General features: G+C 71.9%; 13 protein-coding genes. 4 read left to right on the top strand and 9 right to left on the bottom strand.

Annotated elements, in window-relative coordinates; genetic code table 11:
* Positions 1–115: 115 nt before the first annotated feature.
* Together ACZ4IF_RS12155 and ACZ4IF_RS12150 are read right to left on the bottom strand one after the other, a co-directional pair.
* On the bottom strand, positions 116–2,248 hold the full coding sequence (locus tag ACZ4IF_RS12155) for a glycogen debranching N-terminal domain-containing protein (RefSeq protein ID WP_467561908.1): 2,133 nt from the start codon (positions 2,246–2,248) through the stop codon (positions 116–118).
* A 284-nt stretch (positions 2,249–2,532) separates the two neighbouring features.
* A complete protein-coding gene (locus tag ACZ4IF_RS12150; protein ID WP_467561906.1) occupies positions 2,533–4,062 on the bottom strand; it encodes a DUF4192 domain-containing protein in 1,530 nt (509 codons plus the stop codon).
* A 535-nt stretch (positions 4,063–4,597) separates the two neighbouring features.
* Between ACZ4IF_RS12150 and ACZ4IF_RS12145 the strand changes: the two genes are divergently transcribed.
* The gene (locus tag ACZ4IF_RS12145; protein WP_467561904.1) at positions 4,598–6,799 is read left to right on the top strand and encodes a RecQ family ATP-dependent DNA helicase; all 2,202 of its coding nucleotides are present in this window, start codon (positions 4,598–4,600) and stop codon (positions 6,797–6,799) included.
* Positions 6,800–7,023: 224 nt separating this feature from the next.
* Entirely contained in the window at positions 7,024–7,647 is a 624-nt protein-coding gene (locus tag ACZ4IF_RS12140) for a hypothetical protein (protein WP_359492907.1), read from the top strand.
* Between the two features lie 551 nt (positions 7,648–8,198).
* Here the strand turns inward: ACZ4IF_RS12140 and ACZ4IF_RS12135 are convergent.
* The 3 genes from ACZ4IF_RS12135 to ACZ4IF_RS12125 form a co-directional block, all read right to left on the bottom strand.
* Positions 8,199–8,825 (bottom strand): hypothetical protein, encoded by a 627-nt coding sequence (locus ACZ4IF_RS12135; protein ID WP_467561902.1) that lies wholly within the window; start codon positions 8,823–8,825, stop codon positions 8,199–8,201.
* Positions 8,826–8,893: 68 nt separating this feature from the next.
* On the bottom strand, positions 8,894–9,595 hold the full coding sequence (locus tag ACZ4IF_RS12130; protein WP_467561900.1) for a ribonuclease HII: 702 nt from the start codon (positions 9,593–9,595) through the stop codon (positions 8,894–8,896).
* Positions 9,596–9,746: 151 nt separating this feature from the next.
* Positions 9,747–10,370, bottom strand: a complete 624-nt coding sequence (locus ACZ4IF_RS12125; RefSeq protein ID WP_467561898.1) for a TetR/AcrR family transcriptional regulator — start codon at positions 10,368–10,370, stop codon at positions 9,747–9,749.
* Positions 10,371–10,541: 171 nt separating this feature from the next.
* On the opposite strand from ACZ4IF_RS12125, the gene ACZ4IF_RS12120 reads away from it, so the two are divergent.
* Complete coding sequence (locus ACZ4IF_RS12120; RefSeq protein ID WP_467561896.1) at positions 10,542–12,089, top strand: MFS transporter; 1,548 nt, start codon at positions 10,542–10,544, stop codon at positions 12,087–12,089.
* Positions 12,090–12,425: 336 nt separating this feature from the next.
* On the opposite strand, the gene ACZ4IF_RS12115 is transcribed toward ACZ4IF_RS12120, so the two are convergent.
* The 4 genes from ACZ4IF_RS12115 to ACZ4IF_RS12100 form a co-directional block, all read right to left on the bottom strand.
* Positions 12,426–14,162 carry a DUF4153 domain-containing protein gene (locus ACZ4IF_RS12115; protein ID WP_467562333.1) on the bottom strand — a complete coding sequence of 579 codons (1,737 nt, stop codon included), beginning with the start codon at positions 14,160–14,162 and terminating at the stop codon, positions 12,426–12,428.
* A 386-nt stretch (positions 14,163–14,548) separates the two neighbouring features.
* Positions 14,549–15,478 carry an ADP-ribosylglycohydrolase family protein gene (locus tag ACZ4IF_RS12110; RefSeq protein WP_467561894.1) on the bottom strand — a complete coding sequence of 310 codons (930 nt, stop codon included), beginning with the start codon at positions 15,476–15,478 and terminating at the stop codon, positions 14,549–14,551.
* A gap of 12 nt (positions 15,479–15,490) precedes the next feature.
* Positions 15,491–16,150 carry a histidine phosphatase family protein gene (locus ACZ4IF_RS12105; RefSeq protein ID WP_028802307.1) on the bottom strand — a complete coding sequence of 220 codons (660 nt, stop codon included), beginning with the start codon at positions 16,148–16,150 and terminating at the stop codon, positions 15,491–15,493.
* Positions 16,151–16,254: 104 nt separating this feature from the next.
* Positions 16,255–16,860, bottom strand: a complete 606-nt coding sequence (locus ACZ4IF_RS12100; RefSeq protein WP_028802308.1) for a YdbC family protein — start codon at positions 16,858–16,860, stop codon at positions 16,255–16,257.
* 155 nt (positions 16,861–17,015) lie between these two features.
* Between ACZ4IF_RS12100 and ACZ4IF_RS12095 the strand changes: the two genes are divergently transcribed.
* Entirely contained in the window at positions 17,016–17,549 is a 534-nt protein-coding gene (locus tag ACZ4IF_RS12095; RefSeq protein WP_467561891.1) for a TerD family protein, read from the top strand.
* Positions 17,550–17,566: the final 17 nt, after the last annotated feature.

Raw genomic sequence — 17,566 nt, 5'->3', positions numbered from 1 at the left:
GTCTGCCTGACGATAAACACCTCCTTCGTCAGCCGCGTACGCAGTTGATCCACTTCGGTCCCGTACTCCGTCGATCGGCCCGCGTCAGCCTCCGTCCAGGAACGTGACCGCCGCGTCATACCCCCAACTGCAGTCCATCGGCCGCCTCCTCGACCATGACGAGACCGAGCCGGCTGACGCGCACGGAGAACGGGGCGCCGCAGACCCGCAGCCCCGTCAGCACGATCTCGCCCAGCGGTGCGCACCGGATCGGTCGCAGCGTCACTGTCCCGGCCGGGGCGTCCGGACGGATCCCGGCCAGCGAGGCGAGCAGCAGCACGCCGGCGCCGGCCGCCGTGGCCGCCGGCCGGGAGGCCGCCGGATGGGGCACCGGGGTGCCACCCTCCGTGCGCTGTTCCCCCGCGTACATCTCGGGCAGCCGGTGGCCGAACGCCTCGGCCGCCGCCAGTACGCCCCTGAGCAGGGAACTCGCCTCCTTCTCGTAGCCCGAGGCGGCGAGCCCCGCGACGGCGATCGCCGAGTCCTGGACGCGCACGGCACCGGCACGGTGACCGAACGCGTTGTACCCCGGCTCCTTGGTGCCCAGGCCGCGCAGCCCCCAGCCCGAGTCCATGGCCGGGCCACCCAGCAGCCGGGCGAGCTGTTCGGTCCGCACCTTGTCGAGCAGTCCGGGAGCCAGCTCCCCCGACCCCAGGAGGCCGGTGTCGAGGAGGTGCGCCGCGGCCGAACCCAGATACGGCACCAGGCGCCCGTCCCGAGTGCGGGCCGCGACCGGTCTGCCGCCGCCCAGGTCCTCGATCCAGAACTCATCACGGAACGCGGTCCGCAGCTCCTGGGCCCATTGCCGCAGCTCGGGGGCGCCCGGCCGGCCGACTTCATCGAGGAGGTCGGCACCCAGCAAGGCCGCACGGTGCGCGTGCACCTGTGTCTCGCAGCGCAGCGCCCCGCCGGGGTGCGGGTCGGACAGATAGACGCCGTCACCGACCATGGTCCGCAGCCACTTGAGACACTGCTCGGCCGTGGGCAGCAACTCCTCCACCTCTTGCTGCGGCAGTCCCCAGCGTCGGGCCTCGGCGAGGAGCACCGGGAACATCAGGGTCGCCTCTGTCGCCGTGCAGCCTGGCGGCAGGTGCGGTCCCGCGTCCCGGCGGGGCCCGGGAATCAGACCGGACCGGCCTCCCGGACCGGCGAGTTGGGTTCGGGCCAGTGTCCGCATGGTGCCCGCGGCCAGCCGCGTACCGAGCGGAAGCGTCATCCGCGCCGCGACGAGCGCCTCGGCCGGCGCCAGGCCACACCGCCAGGGAGCCCCCGCCGCGAGATGCACGTCGGCCGGATGCTCGGGGTCCCGCAGCAGCAACGCCTGAAGATCGTCGACGCATGTACGCATGAGTGCCCCGGCCCTGGGGTCGTCGCCCCCCGCACGGGGCGCGGCGAACGGCCCGGGGCCACGTCCGGCTGTCCTGATGGATCCCGCTCCGTCCGGCCGTACGCGCAGTTCCACGCTCCGGGTCGCGCCCGGCGGCAGTTCGAGCTCCCAGCGCAGCAGTCCGGCGGCGGCCAGCGCGTCGGTGGGCGGGGGGTCGGCGGTGACGGCCGAGTGTCCGGTGGCGCCGGACCAGCGAAGGCCGGAGTCGTGGACGCTGGCGGGCAGTTCGGGCCCGGACCGACCGAGGGCGACCGAGCCGAGTTCCGCGAGGTCCGTACCGAGGGCGACCTCGACGGGCAGACGCAGCGTGCGGGCGGCAGCGCTCTGCAACGTGATCCGCTCGGTGCCGTCCGCGTACCGCGTCCGCTCGACGATCACATCCGGGTCGGGGCCGGCGTCGGGGGATGCGCGCAGCGTCCCCACGAAACGCGCCGTGTCGGCCCCGACCATCCGCGCCTGCACGACGAGCGGCTCCCGGCCCGCGATCCGTACGTGGCAACGGGAGAGCAAGCGCCGCCCCGCTCGGTAGAACCCTTCCAGCCCTCGCCCCGTCAGCTGCCCCTGCTCCGTGGAGATCACCAGCCCCGGCAGCGCGACACAGATCAGGGCCGTATGAGCAGGCGGCAGGTTCCCCGCACCGCGCGGCACGAAGTGCGCGGCCTGGAGAGCCGCGGGCCCGCATGTTCCGGGGTGGGAGGACGAGGCAGCGCCGCTTCTGGCGAACGGGGTGGACGCGTTGTCCCCAGGTCTGACGGGCCTTGCCGTCTCGCGCGCGGGCGGACGGTCATCGCCGGAAGCCGGGGAGGGGATGGGCAAGGTCATGGACAGTTCCTCCGCGCTCGGTGCGCCTTGAGCGCGCTCGGCGCCGGGTGGTGGACTCCGTGGGGATCGGGGGCACAGGGGCGGCGGGGCCCGGCCACGGCTTCCGCCACTCAGGTGAACGGAACGCCCCCGCCCCAGGTCACGCCTTCGGCCGGGGAAGCCGACCGAATGGCGGTGTGCCCTGCGGACGGGCCCGGCCGAATGGCGGTGCGCCGCAGGACAGTGGCCCGCGCAGCCGACCCCGCACCGTTGCTCGGCTGTCCGCAACGGCCGCCGTGCCTGATTCAGTCGTCCTCGCCCGCCCCGCGACGACCGCCCTCGCGGTGCGCGCGTGGGCGACCGGGAGCCTGGGCCTCCGCGCGTCCTGGTCCGTCCCCGCTGGGCGAGGTCCCGTCGGTGGGCCCACGTCGGCGGGCGTTCGCCGCCTGTGCGCTGCGGCGGCCCGAGCGAGCCACGCCGCGGGCAGCCGAGCGTGACCGATGTCGACGTCGCGTGGCAGGGGCGAGCGCGCGGGACTTCGCTTCCTGCGCCCCTGCCGCGCGCACCCTCATGTCGGGTGCGGCCGAGGCTGGTGCGGGTGTCGCGCATCCGGTGGGCTGCTCCCCCTCCCCGCCTTCGGAGGCACGCCCTTCGGCGGCACGCTCCGTGCGCTCCGCACGTAGGCACCGCCGGACGGACTCGGGGTCCAGTCCCTCGTTGCACGCCTGGTGCAGGAGGCGTGCGAAGAGGTAGTCGGGGTCGGCGCCAAGAGCCATGGCCAGGGCTTCGCGGGCTTCCAGTTCGTCGCCCGTGGACCAGGCGACCCAGCCCGCGAGCGTGAGGGGTGCCGCCGCGTGCTCACGGTAGGGGCCGACGCAGCGGCGGGCCAGCGCCCGCCACAGACGCAGCGCCGGGCCGGCCTCGTCGCCCTCCATCCACTGGGCGGCACGGTCGCGAGTGGTGCGGTCCTGGAGACCGAGGATCAGCGTCGCGGCCTCCTCGTGCTCCAATAGCGAGTCGTCACGAAGGTCCGCGGGGCGTGTCCCCGACACCGGCGGGGTGTCGGTGAGGCGCTTCATGATCCGCCCCGCCAGTTCCAGGGACTGCTCGGCCACCGCCGCTCGGCCTTCCGCGTCCAGAATCCTCGGGACGAGCGCCATGCTCGCGGTGTCGAGCGCGGCTTCCTGTTCCCGGGCGGCCGACGTCTCCCAAGGGAGGAGCCGCTCGGTCAGTTCCTTCAGGGATCCGCGGACTTGGAGTCCCGCGTAGGTCGCGGCGGCGGCGAGGACGGACGTCCCGGGCAACCCCATCGTGTGCCCCTCGGGCGGACAACACCCCTGCCCGGGGCACACGTAGGACCAGAATCGGCCGTCGGAGATGCACAGGCCCTCGACCACGGGGACGTCCAGGCGACCGCACGCCGTCCGCAGCAGTTGCGCGAGCGGACGCAGACGCTCCACGACCTCTTGCCCGGACTCCCCGCTTTCCGGTTCACGGCAGAGGAAGAGGACCATGCTCTCGGGCCGGGCACCCCTGCGCTCGCTGCCCTTCACCAACCCCTGTGCCAGTTGCTCGGCAGCGGACGGCCAGTCCTCCGCGTGGCGAGGGATGCCGAGCCGGGCGCGCCCGCCGAAACGCCCTCGCCGGTCCCGGTCGTGCAGAGCGACCAGGACGATGCTGTCCTCGGGACGGTAACCGAGCAGATAGGGCAGGGCGTCGGCCAGCTCCGCGGGGGTGCGCAGGGTGACCTGGTGCTCCCCACCACCGCGACCGGGTCCGTGGACGGCTGCGGAGACTGCGTGACCGCCGAAGTGTTCGGAAGTGCCGAGCCCCACGAACCGACCGGATCCGGCCTGCCTCAGACCCTCGCCTTCACTCTCGAGTCGAGCCGACACGGCACCGCCAGACCGTCGAGCGGCGGGCCCTCCGTCCCCCGTGTCCTCCTCGAGCCCGGCACCGTCCGCGTCGACCGCAGCGCCGCCCGCGCTCCCGCACCGATCCACCACCTGTCCGCTGCTCCCCTCCCCGTCCGAGCCCCGCCCGGCATCGTCGCCTCCCGCTCGACCGTCGTCTCCGTCACACCCCGACCGCGCCACGGGCTCGGCCGCCGCCGCGGCCCCCGTGCGCGCTTCGCGTCCCGCGGGCAGGGTGTACTCGCGCTGTCCGCGGCACGCGCCGCCGAGCCCGCTGATGTCCTCGTCGCCGGACCTGCCGGTCGCTTCGTCGTGATTCGTCATGCCGTGACCATCCCGCGGATGCCAAAATTCCGCTTACCCCTGTGGATAACCACGAGCATGGCCACGACAGAATTTGTCCACAGCTCGTCCGGCTCGTTCGCGCGATGTCCGACCCATCGGGTTGCATGGGGTCATGACCAACGAAGACCCGCGACCCACAGCCCCCGACCCCGCGCCTGCCAAGGACGAGACCCTGCGCACGGCGGCCGACGCCGTACTGGCGCGACTCGTCGGTGCCCGCCCGGGCGAGGCCCGGCTGCGCGAGGACCAGTGGCGCGCCATCGAGGCGCTGGTGGCCGACAAGCGCAGAGCCCTGGTGGTCCAGCGCACCGGCTGGGGCAAGTCCGCGGTGTACTTCGTCGCGACCGCGCTGCTGCGCGAGAGGGGCGCGGGCCCCACGGTGATCGTCTCGCCGCTCCTCGCCCTCATGCGCAACCAGGTGGAGGCGGCGGCGCGCGCCGGAATCCACGCGAGGACGATCAACTCCTCCAACACGGAGGAGTGGGAGACGATCCAGGCCGAGGTCGCCGCGAGCGAGGTCGATGTCCTCCTGGTCAGCCCCGAGCGGCTGAACAACCCGGACTTCCGCGACCAGGTCCTGCCCAAGCTGGCCGCCGCGACCGGTCTGCTCGTGGTCGACGAGGCGCACTGCATCTCCGACTGGGGTCACGACTTCCGGCCGGACTACCGCCGCCTGCGCACCATGCTCGCCGACCTCCCGCCCGGCGTGCCCGTCCTGGCCACGACCGCGACGGCCAACGCGCGCGTGACGGCCGACGTGGCCGAGCAGCTGGGCACCGGAGCCAGCACCGACGCACTCGTGCTGCGCGGGCCCCTGGACCGCGAGAGCCTGAGCCTCGGTGTCCTCCGGCTGCCCGACGCGGCCCACCGGATGGCCTGGCTCGCCGAGCATCTGGGGGACCTGCCCGGCTCCGGCATCATCTACACGCTCACCGTCGCCGCCGCCGAGGAGGTCACCGCGTTCCTGCGCCAGAGCGGCCACACGGTGGCGTCGTACACCGGCAAGACGGAGAACGCGGACCGCCAGCAGGCCGAGGAGGACCTCCTCGCCAACCGGGTCAAGGCCCTGGTCGCCACGTCGGCGCTGGGGATGGGGTTCGACAAACCCGACCTGGGTTTCGTGGTGCACCTGGGGTCGCCCTCCTCCCCCATCGCCTACTACCAGCAGGTGGGGCGCGCCGGCCGCGGTGTGAAGCACGCCGAGGTGCTGCTCCTGCCCGGCATGGAGGACCAGGCGATCTGGGAGTACTTCGCGTCGATCGCCTTCCCGCCCGAGGAGCAGGTGCGTCGCACACTGGACGTGTTGTCACGGGCCGACCGCCCGCTCTCGCTGCCCGCCTTGGAACCACTCGTGGAGCTGCGCAGGTCCCGCTTGGAGACCATGCTCAAGGTGCTCGACGTGGACGGAGCCGTACGCAGGGTCCAGGGCGGCTGGATCTCCACCGGCAACCCGTGGACGTACGACACCGAGCGCTACGCCTGGGTCGCCAAGCAGCGGGCGACCGAGCAGCAGGCGATGCGGGACTACGTCACGACGACCGGGTGCCGGATGGAGTTCCTGCGACGTCAGCTGGACGACGAGGGTGCGGCGCCGTGCAGGCGCTGCGACAACTGCGCGGGCGCACGGTTCGAGGCCGTCGTGTCAGCCGCGGCACTCGACGCGGCCAACGGAGAGCTCGGCCGTGCGGGTGTGGAGGTCGAACCCCGGAAGATGTGGCCCACGGGCCTGCCCGCGGTCGGCGTCGACCTGAAGGGCCGTATCCCCGCCGGCGAACAGGCCGCGCCCGGACGCGCCTTGGGACGACTCTCGGACATCGGCTGGGGCAACCGGCTGCGCCCCATGCTCGCGCCCCAGGCCCCCGACGGCCCTGTTCCGGACGATGTCGCCAATGCTGTCGTCGGCGTGTTGGCGGACTGGGCGAAGGGCCCCGGCGGCTGGGCTTCGGGGCAGCCCGACGCGCAGCCCCGTCCGGTCGGCGTCGTGACCGTGGCATCGCGGCGACGGCCGCAGCTGGTCGGGTCCTTGGGGGCTCGGATCGCGGACGTCGGCAGGCTGCCGCTGCTCGGTTCCGTGGAGTACATCGGCGAGGCGCAGCAGATCTCTCGGAGCAACAGCGCGCAGCGGCTGAAGGCGCTCGACGGAGCGCTGACCGTACCGACCGAGTTGGCAGCGGCCCTGAAGGAGGCGCACGGTCCCGTCCTGCTCGTGGACGACGCGACGGAGACCGGTTGGACACTCGCCGTGGTCGCGCGCATGCTCCGCAGAGCGGGAGCCCAGGGAGTGTTGCCCCTGGTCCTGGCCGTTCAGGCGTGACGCGTGCATCGCCGCCCGAAACCTTGGGCAAGGATATAGGTCACACATAGCCCGAAAACGGTCCGCCGTCCCAATTGCTCGTTGCCGCAACCAAGTTCGACAGGAAGAATTGAAGTCCGCTCCCCGCACGGCTCGCCCGTGGTCCGGTAGGGCTCTGCTGCGGCGTGCGCTCCCCCAAGTCCGACCCCCGCCCGCTGTGTGGGCGCGTAGCCGAAGGGAGGACCGTGACCTTCGGATTCGCTCCGTCCTCGGCGGCGTCCATGTCGACGTCTGCCGACCCGTCCACCAACCCACTGGCCCGGATGCTCGAACCCGCCGAGTGGGCCTCCGCGGGGATTCCGCTGCTGCGCAATCCCCGGGAGGTCGTCAGCGGGCTGCACGCCAGGCATCGGCCCAAGCCTTCGACCGCGATCGTGGCCGTCCTGGATCCGGACGAGCGGCTGAACGCGAGTGCCTCGTTCATCCGGCGCCCGGCTCCGGCCGACGGCTGGATGTTCCGCAACGCGCTGCTGTCGCAGCTGCGCCGGGTCATCCCGCACGACCTGCGCCGCCGCACGCCGGTACGCACGGCCGTACTGATGTACTGCCGTGACGGCGACGCGCGTTGGACGGAGGAGGACGGGGCCTGGATGTGGGGGCTGCGGGACGCCTGCACGCTGCACGGGCTGCGCTGCGGGGCGTACATCACCCTGACCCGCGACGGGTGGCAGGTGCTCGGCGAGGGCCGTGGCGGACGCCGCCCCAATGCGGACTCGCCGCCGGAGCCCTTCGCGCTGTCCGAGGTGCCACCGCTGCCGCGCACCGGAGGCGCCGCGTCGGAGGTCCTTCGCAGGGCAGCCGCGCGCTGAGCCATGGCGCCCCTGTGGGGCGCCCGCTCCGGGCCGGGGCACCACGAAGGCAAGGAGCAGTGGTCGCGACCGTCGGCAGACTGGATGGTGGCCACCTCGCGCCCGTCGAGTGCGGGAGGGGATGATCCGCCGGCCGAGGCTCATGAGCACAGACCACGGTCAGCCGAGGTGCAGGCGCACGACCATCCGTCCGAGGGCACCGCCTCCACCCGGAGACACCAGGGTCAGTCCCGGTTGCCCCGGGACGACCGAGCCGCCCTCCGGGATGTGTGGTGCTCCAGAGACCGGAGCAGGCGCTCACCGAAGGACGAAGACGTACGCCGAGGACGCACTCCGTTCTCGGCGGCACATGGCGAGCCGTCCGCGAGACGTCTGCCGGCCGCGGCTGCGCACCGAGGGTGCGGCACGCGGCACAGCCCGTCACCCGCGCGCGGGTACGCCGAAATGACCGCCGTGCAGGTCTCGCCGCGACAAGGACCGCCGTACAGGTGCCGCCGCGGCGGCACCTCAGCGTCCCTCCGAACGATTCCCGGACCGTGTCCGGAAGTCGGTCAGACGCCCGCGCCCAGCACCGAGTTGATCTGCTGCGGGTCGCCGCAGACGATCAGCAGGGCACCGGCCCGGCCGTGGGCCAGGGGCAGCGCGGTGGCGGCAGCGGTGTCAGGACCGCCGTTGACCGCGACCACGACCACGGGACGGGACGCGGCCCGGCCCGCGACGGAGGCGTCGGCGTAGAAGACGTCGTCGCCCGCGTCGTGCTGCGTCCAGTACGCGGCCTCGCCGAAGGAGAGCTCGTGCGCGGCCCACGGGTGCGGGTCGCCGGTGGTGATCACCAGCACCTCACCCGGAGCGCGGCCCGACTCCAGCAGCAGGTCGACGGCCTCTTCGGCGGCGTCCAGCGCACCCTCGGCCGAGGCCGGGATCAGCTGGATCTGCGGGGCGACCGCAGCGGCTGCGGCCTTCGGGGCGGCCGGTCCCGGCGTAGGCACGGCCGACTCGCGCGGCGTGCGTTGCGCCGGCATCGGCCGGACAGGACCCGGTCGGCCGGGACGCGGCGGTGCCGCGGGACGGGGGCCGGGTACGGGGCGGGGGGTCTGCGCGCTGCGGCCGGTGGCCGGAGTGACGCGGGGACCCTGGGCACTCTCGTGAATCTGAGGCTCCTCGGGAATGAGAGGCATGAGCTGATATCTATCAAACGCCGGTGCGACTCGCGTCGGCGGGTGGCACATGAGTACGAGCGGAATCGTCAGAAATCGAAGCCGAGCTGGCCCTCGATCTCCGGAACGCTTCCGTCCGCCCAGCTGCGGACCTTCTTGAGGTGCCGCCACTGGGGCAGCGCATCAAGATACGCCCATGACAACCGGTGGTACGGGGTGGGGCCCCGCTCCTCCAGCGCGGCCTTGTGGACCGGCGACGGGTACCCGGCGTTGGCCGCAAAACCGAAGTCTGCATGGTCGATACCCAGTTCGGCCATCATTTTGTCGCGCTGAACCTTGGCGATCACCGACGCAGCCGCGACAGCGACGCACGACCGGTCGCCCTTGATCACCGTACGGACCCGCCAGGGAGCACCCAGATAGTCGTGCTTCCCGTCGAGGATGACCGCGTCGGGACGGACCGGCAGGGCTTCCAGGGCGCGCACGGCGGCGAGGCGCAGCGCGGCCGTCATGCCGAGGTCGTCGATCTCCTCCGGGGAGGAGTGCCCGAGGGCATACGACGTCACCCACTTCTCCAGTTCCGCCGCGAGCGAGGTCCGCCGCTTGACGGTCAGGAGCTTGGAGTCGGTGAGGCCCTCGGGCGGCCGGCGCAGTCCGGTGACGGCGGCGCAGACGGTGACGGGGCCTGCCCAGGCACCGCGCCCCACCTCGTCGACACCGGCAATGATCTTCGCTCCGGTCGTTGCGCGAAGGGAGCGCTCGACGGTGTGAGTGGGTGGTTCGTACGGCATGGCGCCCTCAGCCTACGCCGCCCGGAGCCCCTCGCGACACCCAGGTTTGCCCGAGCGACGCGGGGGGCGGGACGGGGGTCGCTCAGCCGTCCGCGCGGGCCACCCCGGGAGCATCGGACGAATGCTTCCCCGGCCGCCGCCGGGGGGCCACTCAGGCGGCCCGGCTGCGCAGCAGCGGGACCATCAGCTGGTCGATCATCTCCGCCAGGTCCTCGTCGCTCCATTCGCTCGCGCACACCTTGGAGCGGTACATCATCATCGCGGGGATGGCATCGAAGACATAGGAGTTGGCGGCGTCGGGACGCACCTCCCCCCGCTCGATTCCCCGGTCGATGACCTCTCGCAGCAGATGCATGGTCGGCTCGACGACCCCGCCGATGATCACTCGGTGGAAACGTTCGGCCTGCGCCGCATCGCATTCGTAAAGGACCGATCGGAGTGCGAATCCGGGCTGCGAGAACATCGCGTCACGCACCCGCCGGCACAGCTCCAGCAGGTCCTCCCGGACACTTCCCAGGTCGGGCGCCTCGGCCTGGTTCGGCAGCCCGGCCTGGAGCGCGTCGGCGACGAGATCCTCCTTGGACGGCCAGCGACGGTAGACCGCGGCCTTGCCGGTCTGGGCGCGCGCCGCGACACCCTCCATCGTGAGCCCGTTCCAGCCGACCGTGCCGAGCTGTTCCAGCGCAGCCTCCAGGATCGCGCGTTCGAGTACGGCACCACGCCGACGCGGAGAGGCCGCCTGAGCGGGGGCGGCCGTCCAACGCGAACTAACCATCTGACTGTCTCCGTTGTGCAGGGGGAGCGGGTTTTCGGGGGGTTTGAGCGGTCGAGTTGACGCCACGCGGCAGCGACTTCAGTGAACGCTTGCGTTCACTGTCGGGGACTCACTACCGTTGACGCGACAGTGAACGCGAGCGTTCACTAACGCACTTGTGGGGGACCCATAGTGACAACCTCTCAGTTGATACAGGAATCAAAGCCAGGAGCGGCCCGCCGGGAGGGGCACCCCGGTATCGCGCTCACCGTCATCGCGGCCTGCCAACTCATGGTGGTACTCGACGCGACGATTGTGAACATCGCGCTCCCGCACATTCAAGACGCGCTCAACTTCAGCACGACCGATCTGACATGGGTGATCAGCGCGTACACCCTCACCTTCGGTGGCCTGCTGCTTCTCGGCGCCCGCGCCGGTGACATCCTCGGCAGGCGCCGGGTCTTCATGACCGGCATCCTGCTGTTCACCTTCGCCTCGCTGCTCGGTGGACTCGCCCAGGAACCCTGGCAGTTGCTGGCCGCCCGTGCCCTGCAGGGCGTCGGTGGCGCGATCGCGTCACCGACCTCGCTGGCGCTCATCACCACCACGTTCCCCGAGGGCCCGGAGCGGAACCGGGCATTCGCCGTCTTCGCCACGGTCTCGGCCGGCGGTGGCGCCGTCGGTCTGCTGGCCGGCGGCATGCTCACCGAGTGGCTCGACTGGCGCTGGGTCCTCTTCGTCAACGTGCCCATCGGCGTTCTGATCGCGGTGCTCGCACCGATGTACATCAGCGAGTCCGAACGCCACCCCGGACGCTTCGACATCGCGGGTGCCCTCACCTCGACGGCGGGCATGGCGTCCCTGGTGTACGGCTTCATCCGCGCCGCGGAGGAGGGCTGGCGGGACAGCCTCACCATCGGGTCGTTCGGTGCGGCCGTGGTGCTGCTGGTGGCCTTCGTGATCGTCGAGACCCGCGCGAAGGAACCCATCACCCCGCTGAAGATGTTCGCCGACCGCAACCGGTCGGGCACGTATCTGATCATGCTGAGCCTGGCCGCGGCGATGTTCGGCATGTTCTTCTACATCGTGCTGTTCGTGCAGAACGTGCTCGGCTACAGCCCGATCTCCGCCGGTGTGGCGTTCCTGCCGGTCACGGTCGCGATCGCGGTCGGCGCGGGTCTGTCGCAGCGGTTCCTGCCGGTGCTCGGCCCCAAGCCGTTCATGGTCGTCGGCTCGTCGCTCGTCGCACTCGGGCTCCTGTGGCTGACCTTCATCAGCTCCGACAACTCGTATGTCGGCGGGGTGCTCGGCCCGATGCTGCTGTTCGGCTTCGGCATGGGCCTGAACTTCGTGACGCTGACGGTCACCGCGGTCTCGGGTGTCGCCCAGCACGAGGCGGGCGCCGCCTCGGGTCTGCTCAACGTCACTCAGCAGGTCGGCGGTTCGCTGGGGCTCTCCATCCTCACCACGGTCTTCGGCTCGGCCAGCCGTGACGAGGCGGAGAAGCAGATGCCGAAGTTCCTGACGGACGGCTCGGCCGGGCAGAAGGCGGAGTTCGCCAAGACCCACCAGCTGCCCGCGCCCTGGGGCCACGAGGTGCTCGCCCAGGGCATCTCGACCGCCTTCATCCCGGCAGCAGCGATGGCCCTGCTGGCACTGATCACCGCGGCGCTGGTGATCAGGGTCCGCAAGAGCGACCTGGAGGCCCTTTCCGGTTCGGCAGGACCGGTCGCGGGCTGACGAGGGAGCCGCGGAGGCCGGGCCGGGACCCGGGGGTCCGACAGCGAGGATCCCGGCCCGGCCGTCCGCCCGACGAACGGCCGCGGCCTCCGGTGCAGGTCACCGGAGGCCGCGGGCGTACCTCGGGTACGACGCCGTCGGCGCCCGTCCGGTACGTCGTCGGCCCTCATCGGACGCGTCGACGCCCGCCATCGGGTACGACGCCCGAGGCCAGCATCCGGTACGACGCCTTCGGCGAACTTCAGGCCTCCTGAGCGCCCCTGCCTGGAGCCGCCCAGAACCCTTCCGCCGGGCCGGCCCTCCGGGCCTTCTCCACCCTGCGGGACCCGGCCCCTCTCAGCGCATGTACATGACGTCGTCGCTCATCCGGCGGCACTCGGGCCAGGCCACGTCGGTCGCCGGCGGCCGGGCACGCAGGATGTCCCGGGCGCGGGCCTCGCCCCAACTGGTCGCGTACCAGGGGTCGTCGCTCTCCCCCAGGTCGTTCGCGATGGGCCGCAGCGCGCACGAACGCAGCGGCTCCTTCAGTTTGTCGAGCGCCGGTACGGCGTCGGCGGACAGGCTTCCCGCGTAGTCGAGGTCGAACTTTCCCGTCTCCTCGTAACGCTGGACATTGCGCTCGGCGATCAGACCGTCCGGCGACATGAGCCCGAAGGCCAGCACTCCCACGGCCGCACTGGCCGCGACCGCGCGCGGCAGCCATCGGGCGCCCCACACACCGGCCGCCATGATGAGCACGATGACGACGCCGAGCCACACCTCCACGGCCAGCACGGAGACCCTCAGCCGCGTCAGACCGTAGGCCTCCACGTACATGTCCATGCGCCGCACCGCCGAGGCCACGACCACGATCGCCAGGGCGCACAGGGTTCCCAGCACGCCCCGCACCAGGGTCCAGTCGCGGGCGTCGCCGCGGGGTGCCCAGCGGAGCGCGAAGACCACGACGAGCAGGGTCAGGAGGGTCACCAGCAACAGCTGCCAGAACCCCTGGCGTGCGTACTCGGAGTACGTCTGGCCGGTCTTCTTCAGGACGGCCTCGTAGCCTCCGAAGAGCACGGCGAGCTGCACTGCGTTGAAGGCGGCGAAGAGCGCCGTGAGCACGACCAGCGGCAGAGCCCACTCGACGCGGCCGCGGGGGCGGCCGGCGGGTACCTGGACCCGGTCCCACTGGACGGGTGCGGCCGCGGTGTGGGCCGCCGCGAGCGCTCCGAACACACCGAAAGCGAGGAGCACCAGGCGCCACGGGCCGCCGGAGACGGACGCGTCGGGCATGAGGTCGCCCAGCAGATCGGCGAAGGCCGCGTCGGCCCCCGCGAAGAGGGCCCCGAAGACCAGCAGCAGCACCGCGGTGACCACGAGCGCGCGCAGCATCGCACCCACACTGCGGCGGCGCCCGCCGAACCGTTCACGCACTCCGCGCCAGCCCCAGGCAGGACCGGTGACCAGGGAGTTGAACATGCCGATGGGGCCCAGCAGGACGGCGGGCCAGGTACGGCCGCCGTGCAGTGCGAGCGAGCCCAGCGCGATCGCGCTCACGACGGCGAGGAACGAGGGCCAGTCCGCGTCACGCAGGGCCGGAACGACCAGCAGCCCGATGCCGCCGGCCGCCCAGACCACCGTCCAGGCGCGCATACGTCGTCCCGCCGCCTGTGCGGCGAAGTAGGCGGCGACAGCGGCCGGGATGGCGACGAGCAGGAGATTGACCGCCACGCCGTCGCCGAGCAGGAACATGCTGAGCAGCCCGGTGGCCAGCACGGCCCACAGCGTGGCCGTACGCACGGGGGCGGGCTCCCTCACCTGAAGGTCGGCCGTCCAGGGAGTGGGCGACGGCGGCACGGCCCAGTCGGCGCCCCCGCCCGCGGTTCCCTTCCCGTCACCGTCGTCGTCCCCGCCTTCGCCGCCGCCGTCGTCCGCGTCCGATCCGGTGCCCTCACGGTCGGAAGCGTCTTCCGGGGCGGTGGCCTTCGCCATGGTCACGGGAGGCTCCGTCGACGCCGTCCGATCCCTGACGTCCTCTGCCTCCCTCGCTTCCTTCGCCTCCGGCGTTCCCGGCTTCGGCGGCCCCTGCTCCATCGGCTCGGGCGTGGACGGTATGTCGGACACGGGACCCCCTCCCCACCGGCAGCGGACAGCCCACGGCACGCCGTTGCGGCGGAGGCTGACGACCGGTGTCTTGTTCGGCGCTCGCCCGCGATGATCAACGGGCCGCGTGGCGGACAGGGTATCCACGGGCAAGACGCTCGGCGGTGCGGCGGCGTGGCTGTAGCAAGCCTGTGACAGACACGGTCGGCGCTCGGTGCCTCAACGGCACGGCACCCGGGGATTCCGCAGCGCTCAGGGGTACGCGGTGGCTCCGCAGCGACCCACCCAGCGGCCCCCGGCATGAGGCCGGGCAGCACCACAGCACCGGCACTGGCACTGGCACCGGCACCGGCACCGAAAGCACCCGGCTGACGGACCTACGAGCCGCCCGCCGCTGCCCCGTACGCGGCCCCCGGCACCCAGTCCGGCAGGGACTCCGTGGCCTCCACCCAGGTCGCGGGGGGCGCGCCCGCCCGCCCGGAGGCGATCACGCCGCCGACGATGGCGCACGTGGTGTCCACGTCGCCGCCCACCTGGGCGGTGCCCCAGAACGCCTTCTCGTAGTCGCCCAAGGACCGGGCGGCCGACCACAGCGCGAACGGCACGGTGTCGTGCGCCGACGTGCGCCGGCCGCAGCCCAGGACGGCCGCCACGGTCCCGGCGTCCCCGTAGTCGAGCATGTCCCGGGCTCGTCGCAGACCGGCGCCGACCGCGCTGCGCGGTACGAGCGCGACGACGCCGTCGAGCAGGGCCTCGGGGGTCGGGGGTCCCGCCGGGTCGGCGGCCAGCGCGGCGGCCGCGGCGACGGCCATGGCGCCGACCACGGCCTCGCGGTGCTGGTGGGTCGGGTAGGCCGAGATCTCCGCCTGGTGAGTGGCCTGCTCGGGGTCGTCCGCGTACCAGGCGCCGAGGGGCGCGATGCGCATCGCGGCGCCGTTCCCCCAGGAGCCCTGGCCCTTGAACAGGGCGGACGCGAGCTCGCGCCAGTCGCCGCCCTCCCGGACCTGGCGCAGCAGCCGGTTGACCGCGGGGCCGTAGCCGCGGTCGAAGTCGTGGTGCTCGGCGAAGGAGCGGGCCAGTTCGTCCTGGTCGATACGGCGGTGCGCGGCGAGCACGCTCACCACGGAGCAGGCCATCTCCGTGTCGTCGGTCCACTGCCACAGTTGGGGCGGCAGCTCACGGCGCTTGAGCAGCGGGTAGTTCGCGGGCACGAAGAACTGCGAGCCCAGCGCGTCTCCCACGGCGAGTCCGCGCAGGCTGGCCAGGGCGCGGCCGAGGCGCCCTTCGGTCGAGGAGTCAGCGATCATCGCCCTGCCACTCTATCCGGTGGCTCCGTACGACTCAGGGTCACGCCACCGCTCGAAAGGTCGGTCAAGCGTGTACTTGCCGTCGTCTCCCAGAACGAGCATGCGCGTCTCCCCGTTCCCCGGATTGGACAGCGACTCGAATTCCGCCACCGTCCAGTGGAACCAGCGCATGCAGAACAGCCGCATGGCCAGGCCGTGGGTCACGATGAGCACGTTGGGCGGGTGGTCGGGAGCCTCGAAGCTCCGGTAGAGGCTCTCCAGGAAGCCGCCGACCCTGTCGTACACGTCGGCACCGGACTCGCCCTGCGCGAAGCGGTAGAAGAAGTGCCCGTAGGCGTCGCGGTACGCCTTCTGCAGGCGGACGTCGTCGCGGTCCTGCCAGTTGCCCCAGTCCTGCTCGCGCAGCCGCGGCTCCTCGCGCACCCGGACGAGCGCGGGGTCGAGGTGGAAGGCGCGGAACGTCTCGTGCGTACGACGGTACGGCGACACGTAAACGCTTACGCGCTCCTGTCCGAACAGTTCCCGCAGTTTCTTGCCCGTCTCCTCCGCCTGCTGCCAGCCCTTCTCGGTGAGCGGCAGGGCGTGGTCGGGTTCGCGTTCGTACACGGTGTCATCGGCATTGCCCACCGACTCGCCGTGCCGGACCAGAACGATGCGCCGTGGTCGTGCCATGCCAAAACCCTAGATCGTGTCACCCCGGATCGAGCAGCCGTACGGGCTCCATACGGCGTAGGTCACACAGCTTCCCCACGCGATGACGACGTACGGGAGCCTTCTCAGACCGTCCAGGCGGGCTCCAACTGCACGATGTCGCCCGCGAGGGCCGCCACGTCGGCCTCGATCTGGGCGCGCAGCGCGAGCCTTTCCACCCGCTCCGCGCGGTACTTGCCGTGCTCCGCGGCGGACTGCCACATCGACAGGACCAGGAACTCGCTGCCCGGCGCCTCGCCGAAGAGGCCCCGCACCATCCCGGGCGAGCCCGCCATGGCGGGATTCCAGACCTTCTCCTGCATCAGTGCGAAGTGTTCGGCCCGTTCCTCGTGGACCCGGCAGTGCGCGACCCGCACCAGGTCCGCGTCGCTGAAGCGCGGCTCGAAGCCGGTCTTCACGTCGAAGCGGTGATCGAACAGTTTGACCTGGGAGTCCTTGAAGGTGCCCGACTGGGCTGCGGCGAGCCTGTCGTGGGAGCGGGCCATGAAGGAGTCGTAAAAGGCACGGCTCTCCCAGAAGGCGAAGATGTGCGCGACGCCGGACCGGCCCGTGCTCCATCCGCCACCCTGTCCCCGGAAACCCGGCTCCCCCAGAAGCCCCGCCCACTTTCGCTGCCCCCGTTCGAAACCGCGGCGGTCGACCACGGTGCAGCGAATCCACTTGACCAGCACCGCGCCATCGTAAGGCCACGGAGCGTGGCGCCGGTCACGCTCCGGCGGAGTACATCCGCGCGAGCGCCCCGGCGCGCGTGGCACGATGGACAATCGGCGCTGCCAGCAGGGCAGTTGGGCCGAAGAGCAGTTGGGGAACGGGGAGGGGAGATCCGGTGAACGGCCTCAACAAGGGCATCCGCAAGGTCGAGCTGGCGGTGAAATGGGATCCGAGTCCTGTGGGTGAGCCCGCGACCGATCTCGACGTCATCGCGGCGACCTACACGGCCGGAGCGCCGAGCGAAACACCCGAGTACGTAGTGCATTTCGACAGCCGTTCGCCGGACGGCACCATCTATCTGAACCGGGACAGCAAGGACGGCAAGGGCTTCGGCTGGGACGAGGTCATGACGTTGGAGCTCGACCGTCTCAACAGCCGCTACGCGCGCGTGGTGGTCGGCGTCCTCATCCAGCAGCATGCCGGCCACAAGAGCTTCGTGGGGGTGCTGAACCCCGGTTTCCGGATGCGGGAGAACTACACGGTGCTGGCGGAGGGCGATTTCGCGGACGTCCTCGGGTCCACCGCCGCGACCCTCGGGGAGTTCGTGCGCGAGGACGCGGGCGGGTGGACCTTCCACCCCGGCGTCCGCGGCTACGACACGGACCCGGCGACCTTCACCAGGGTCATGGGCAGCGCCCAGGACGCCTGAGCGGGCCTTCCTGGGAC

It is taken from the genome of Streptomyces sp. NPDC025784 (genome assembly GCF_055558435.1).
This window is presented reverse-complemented; position numbering and strand designations above follow the sequence as displayed.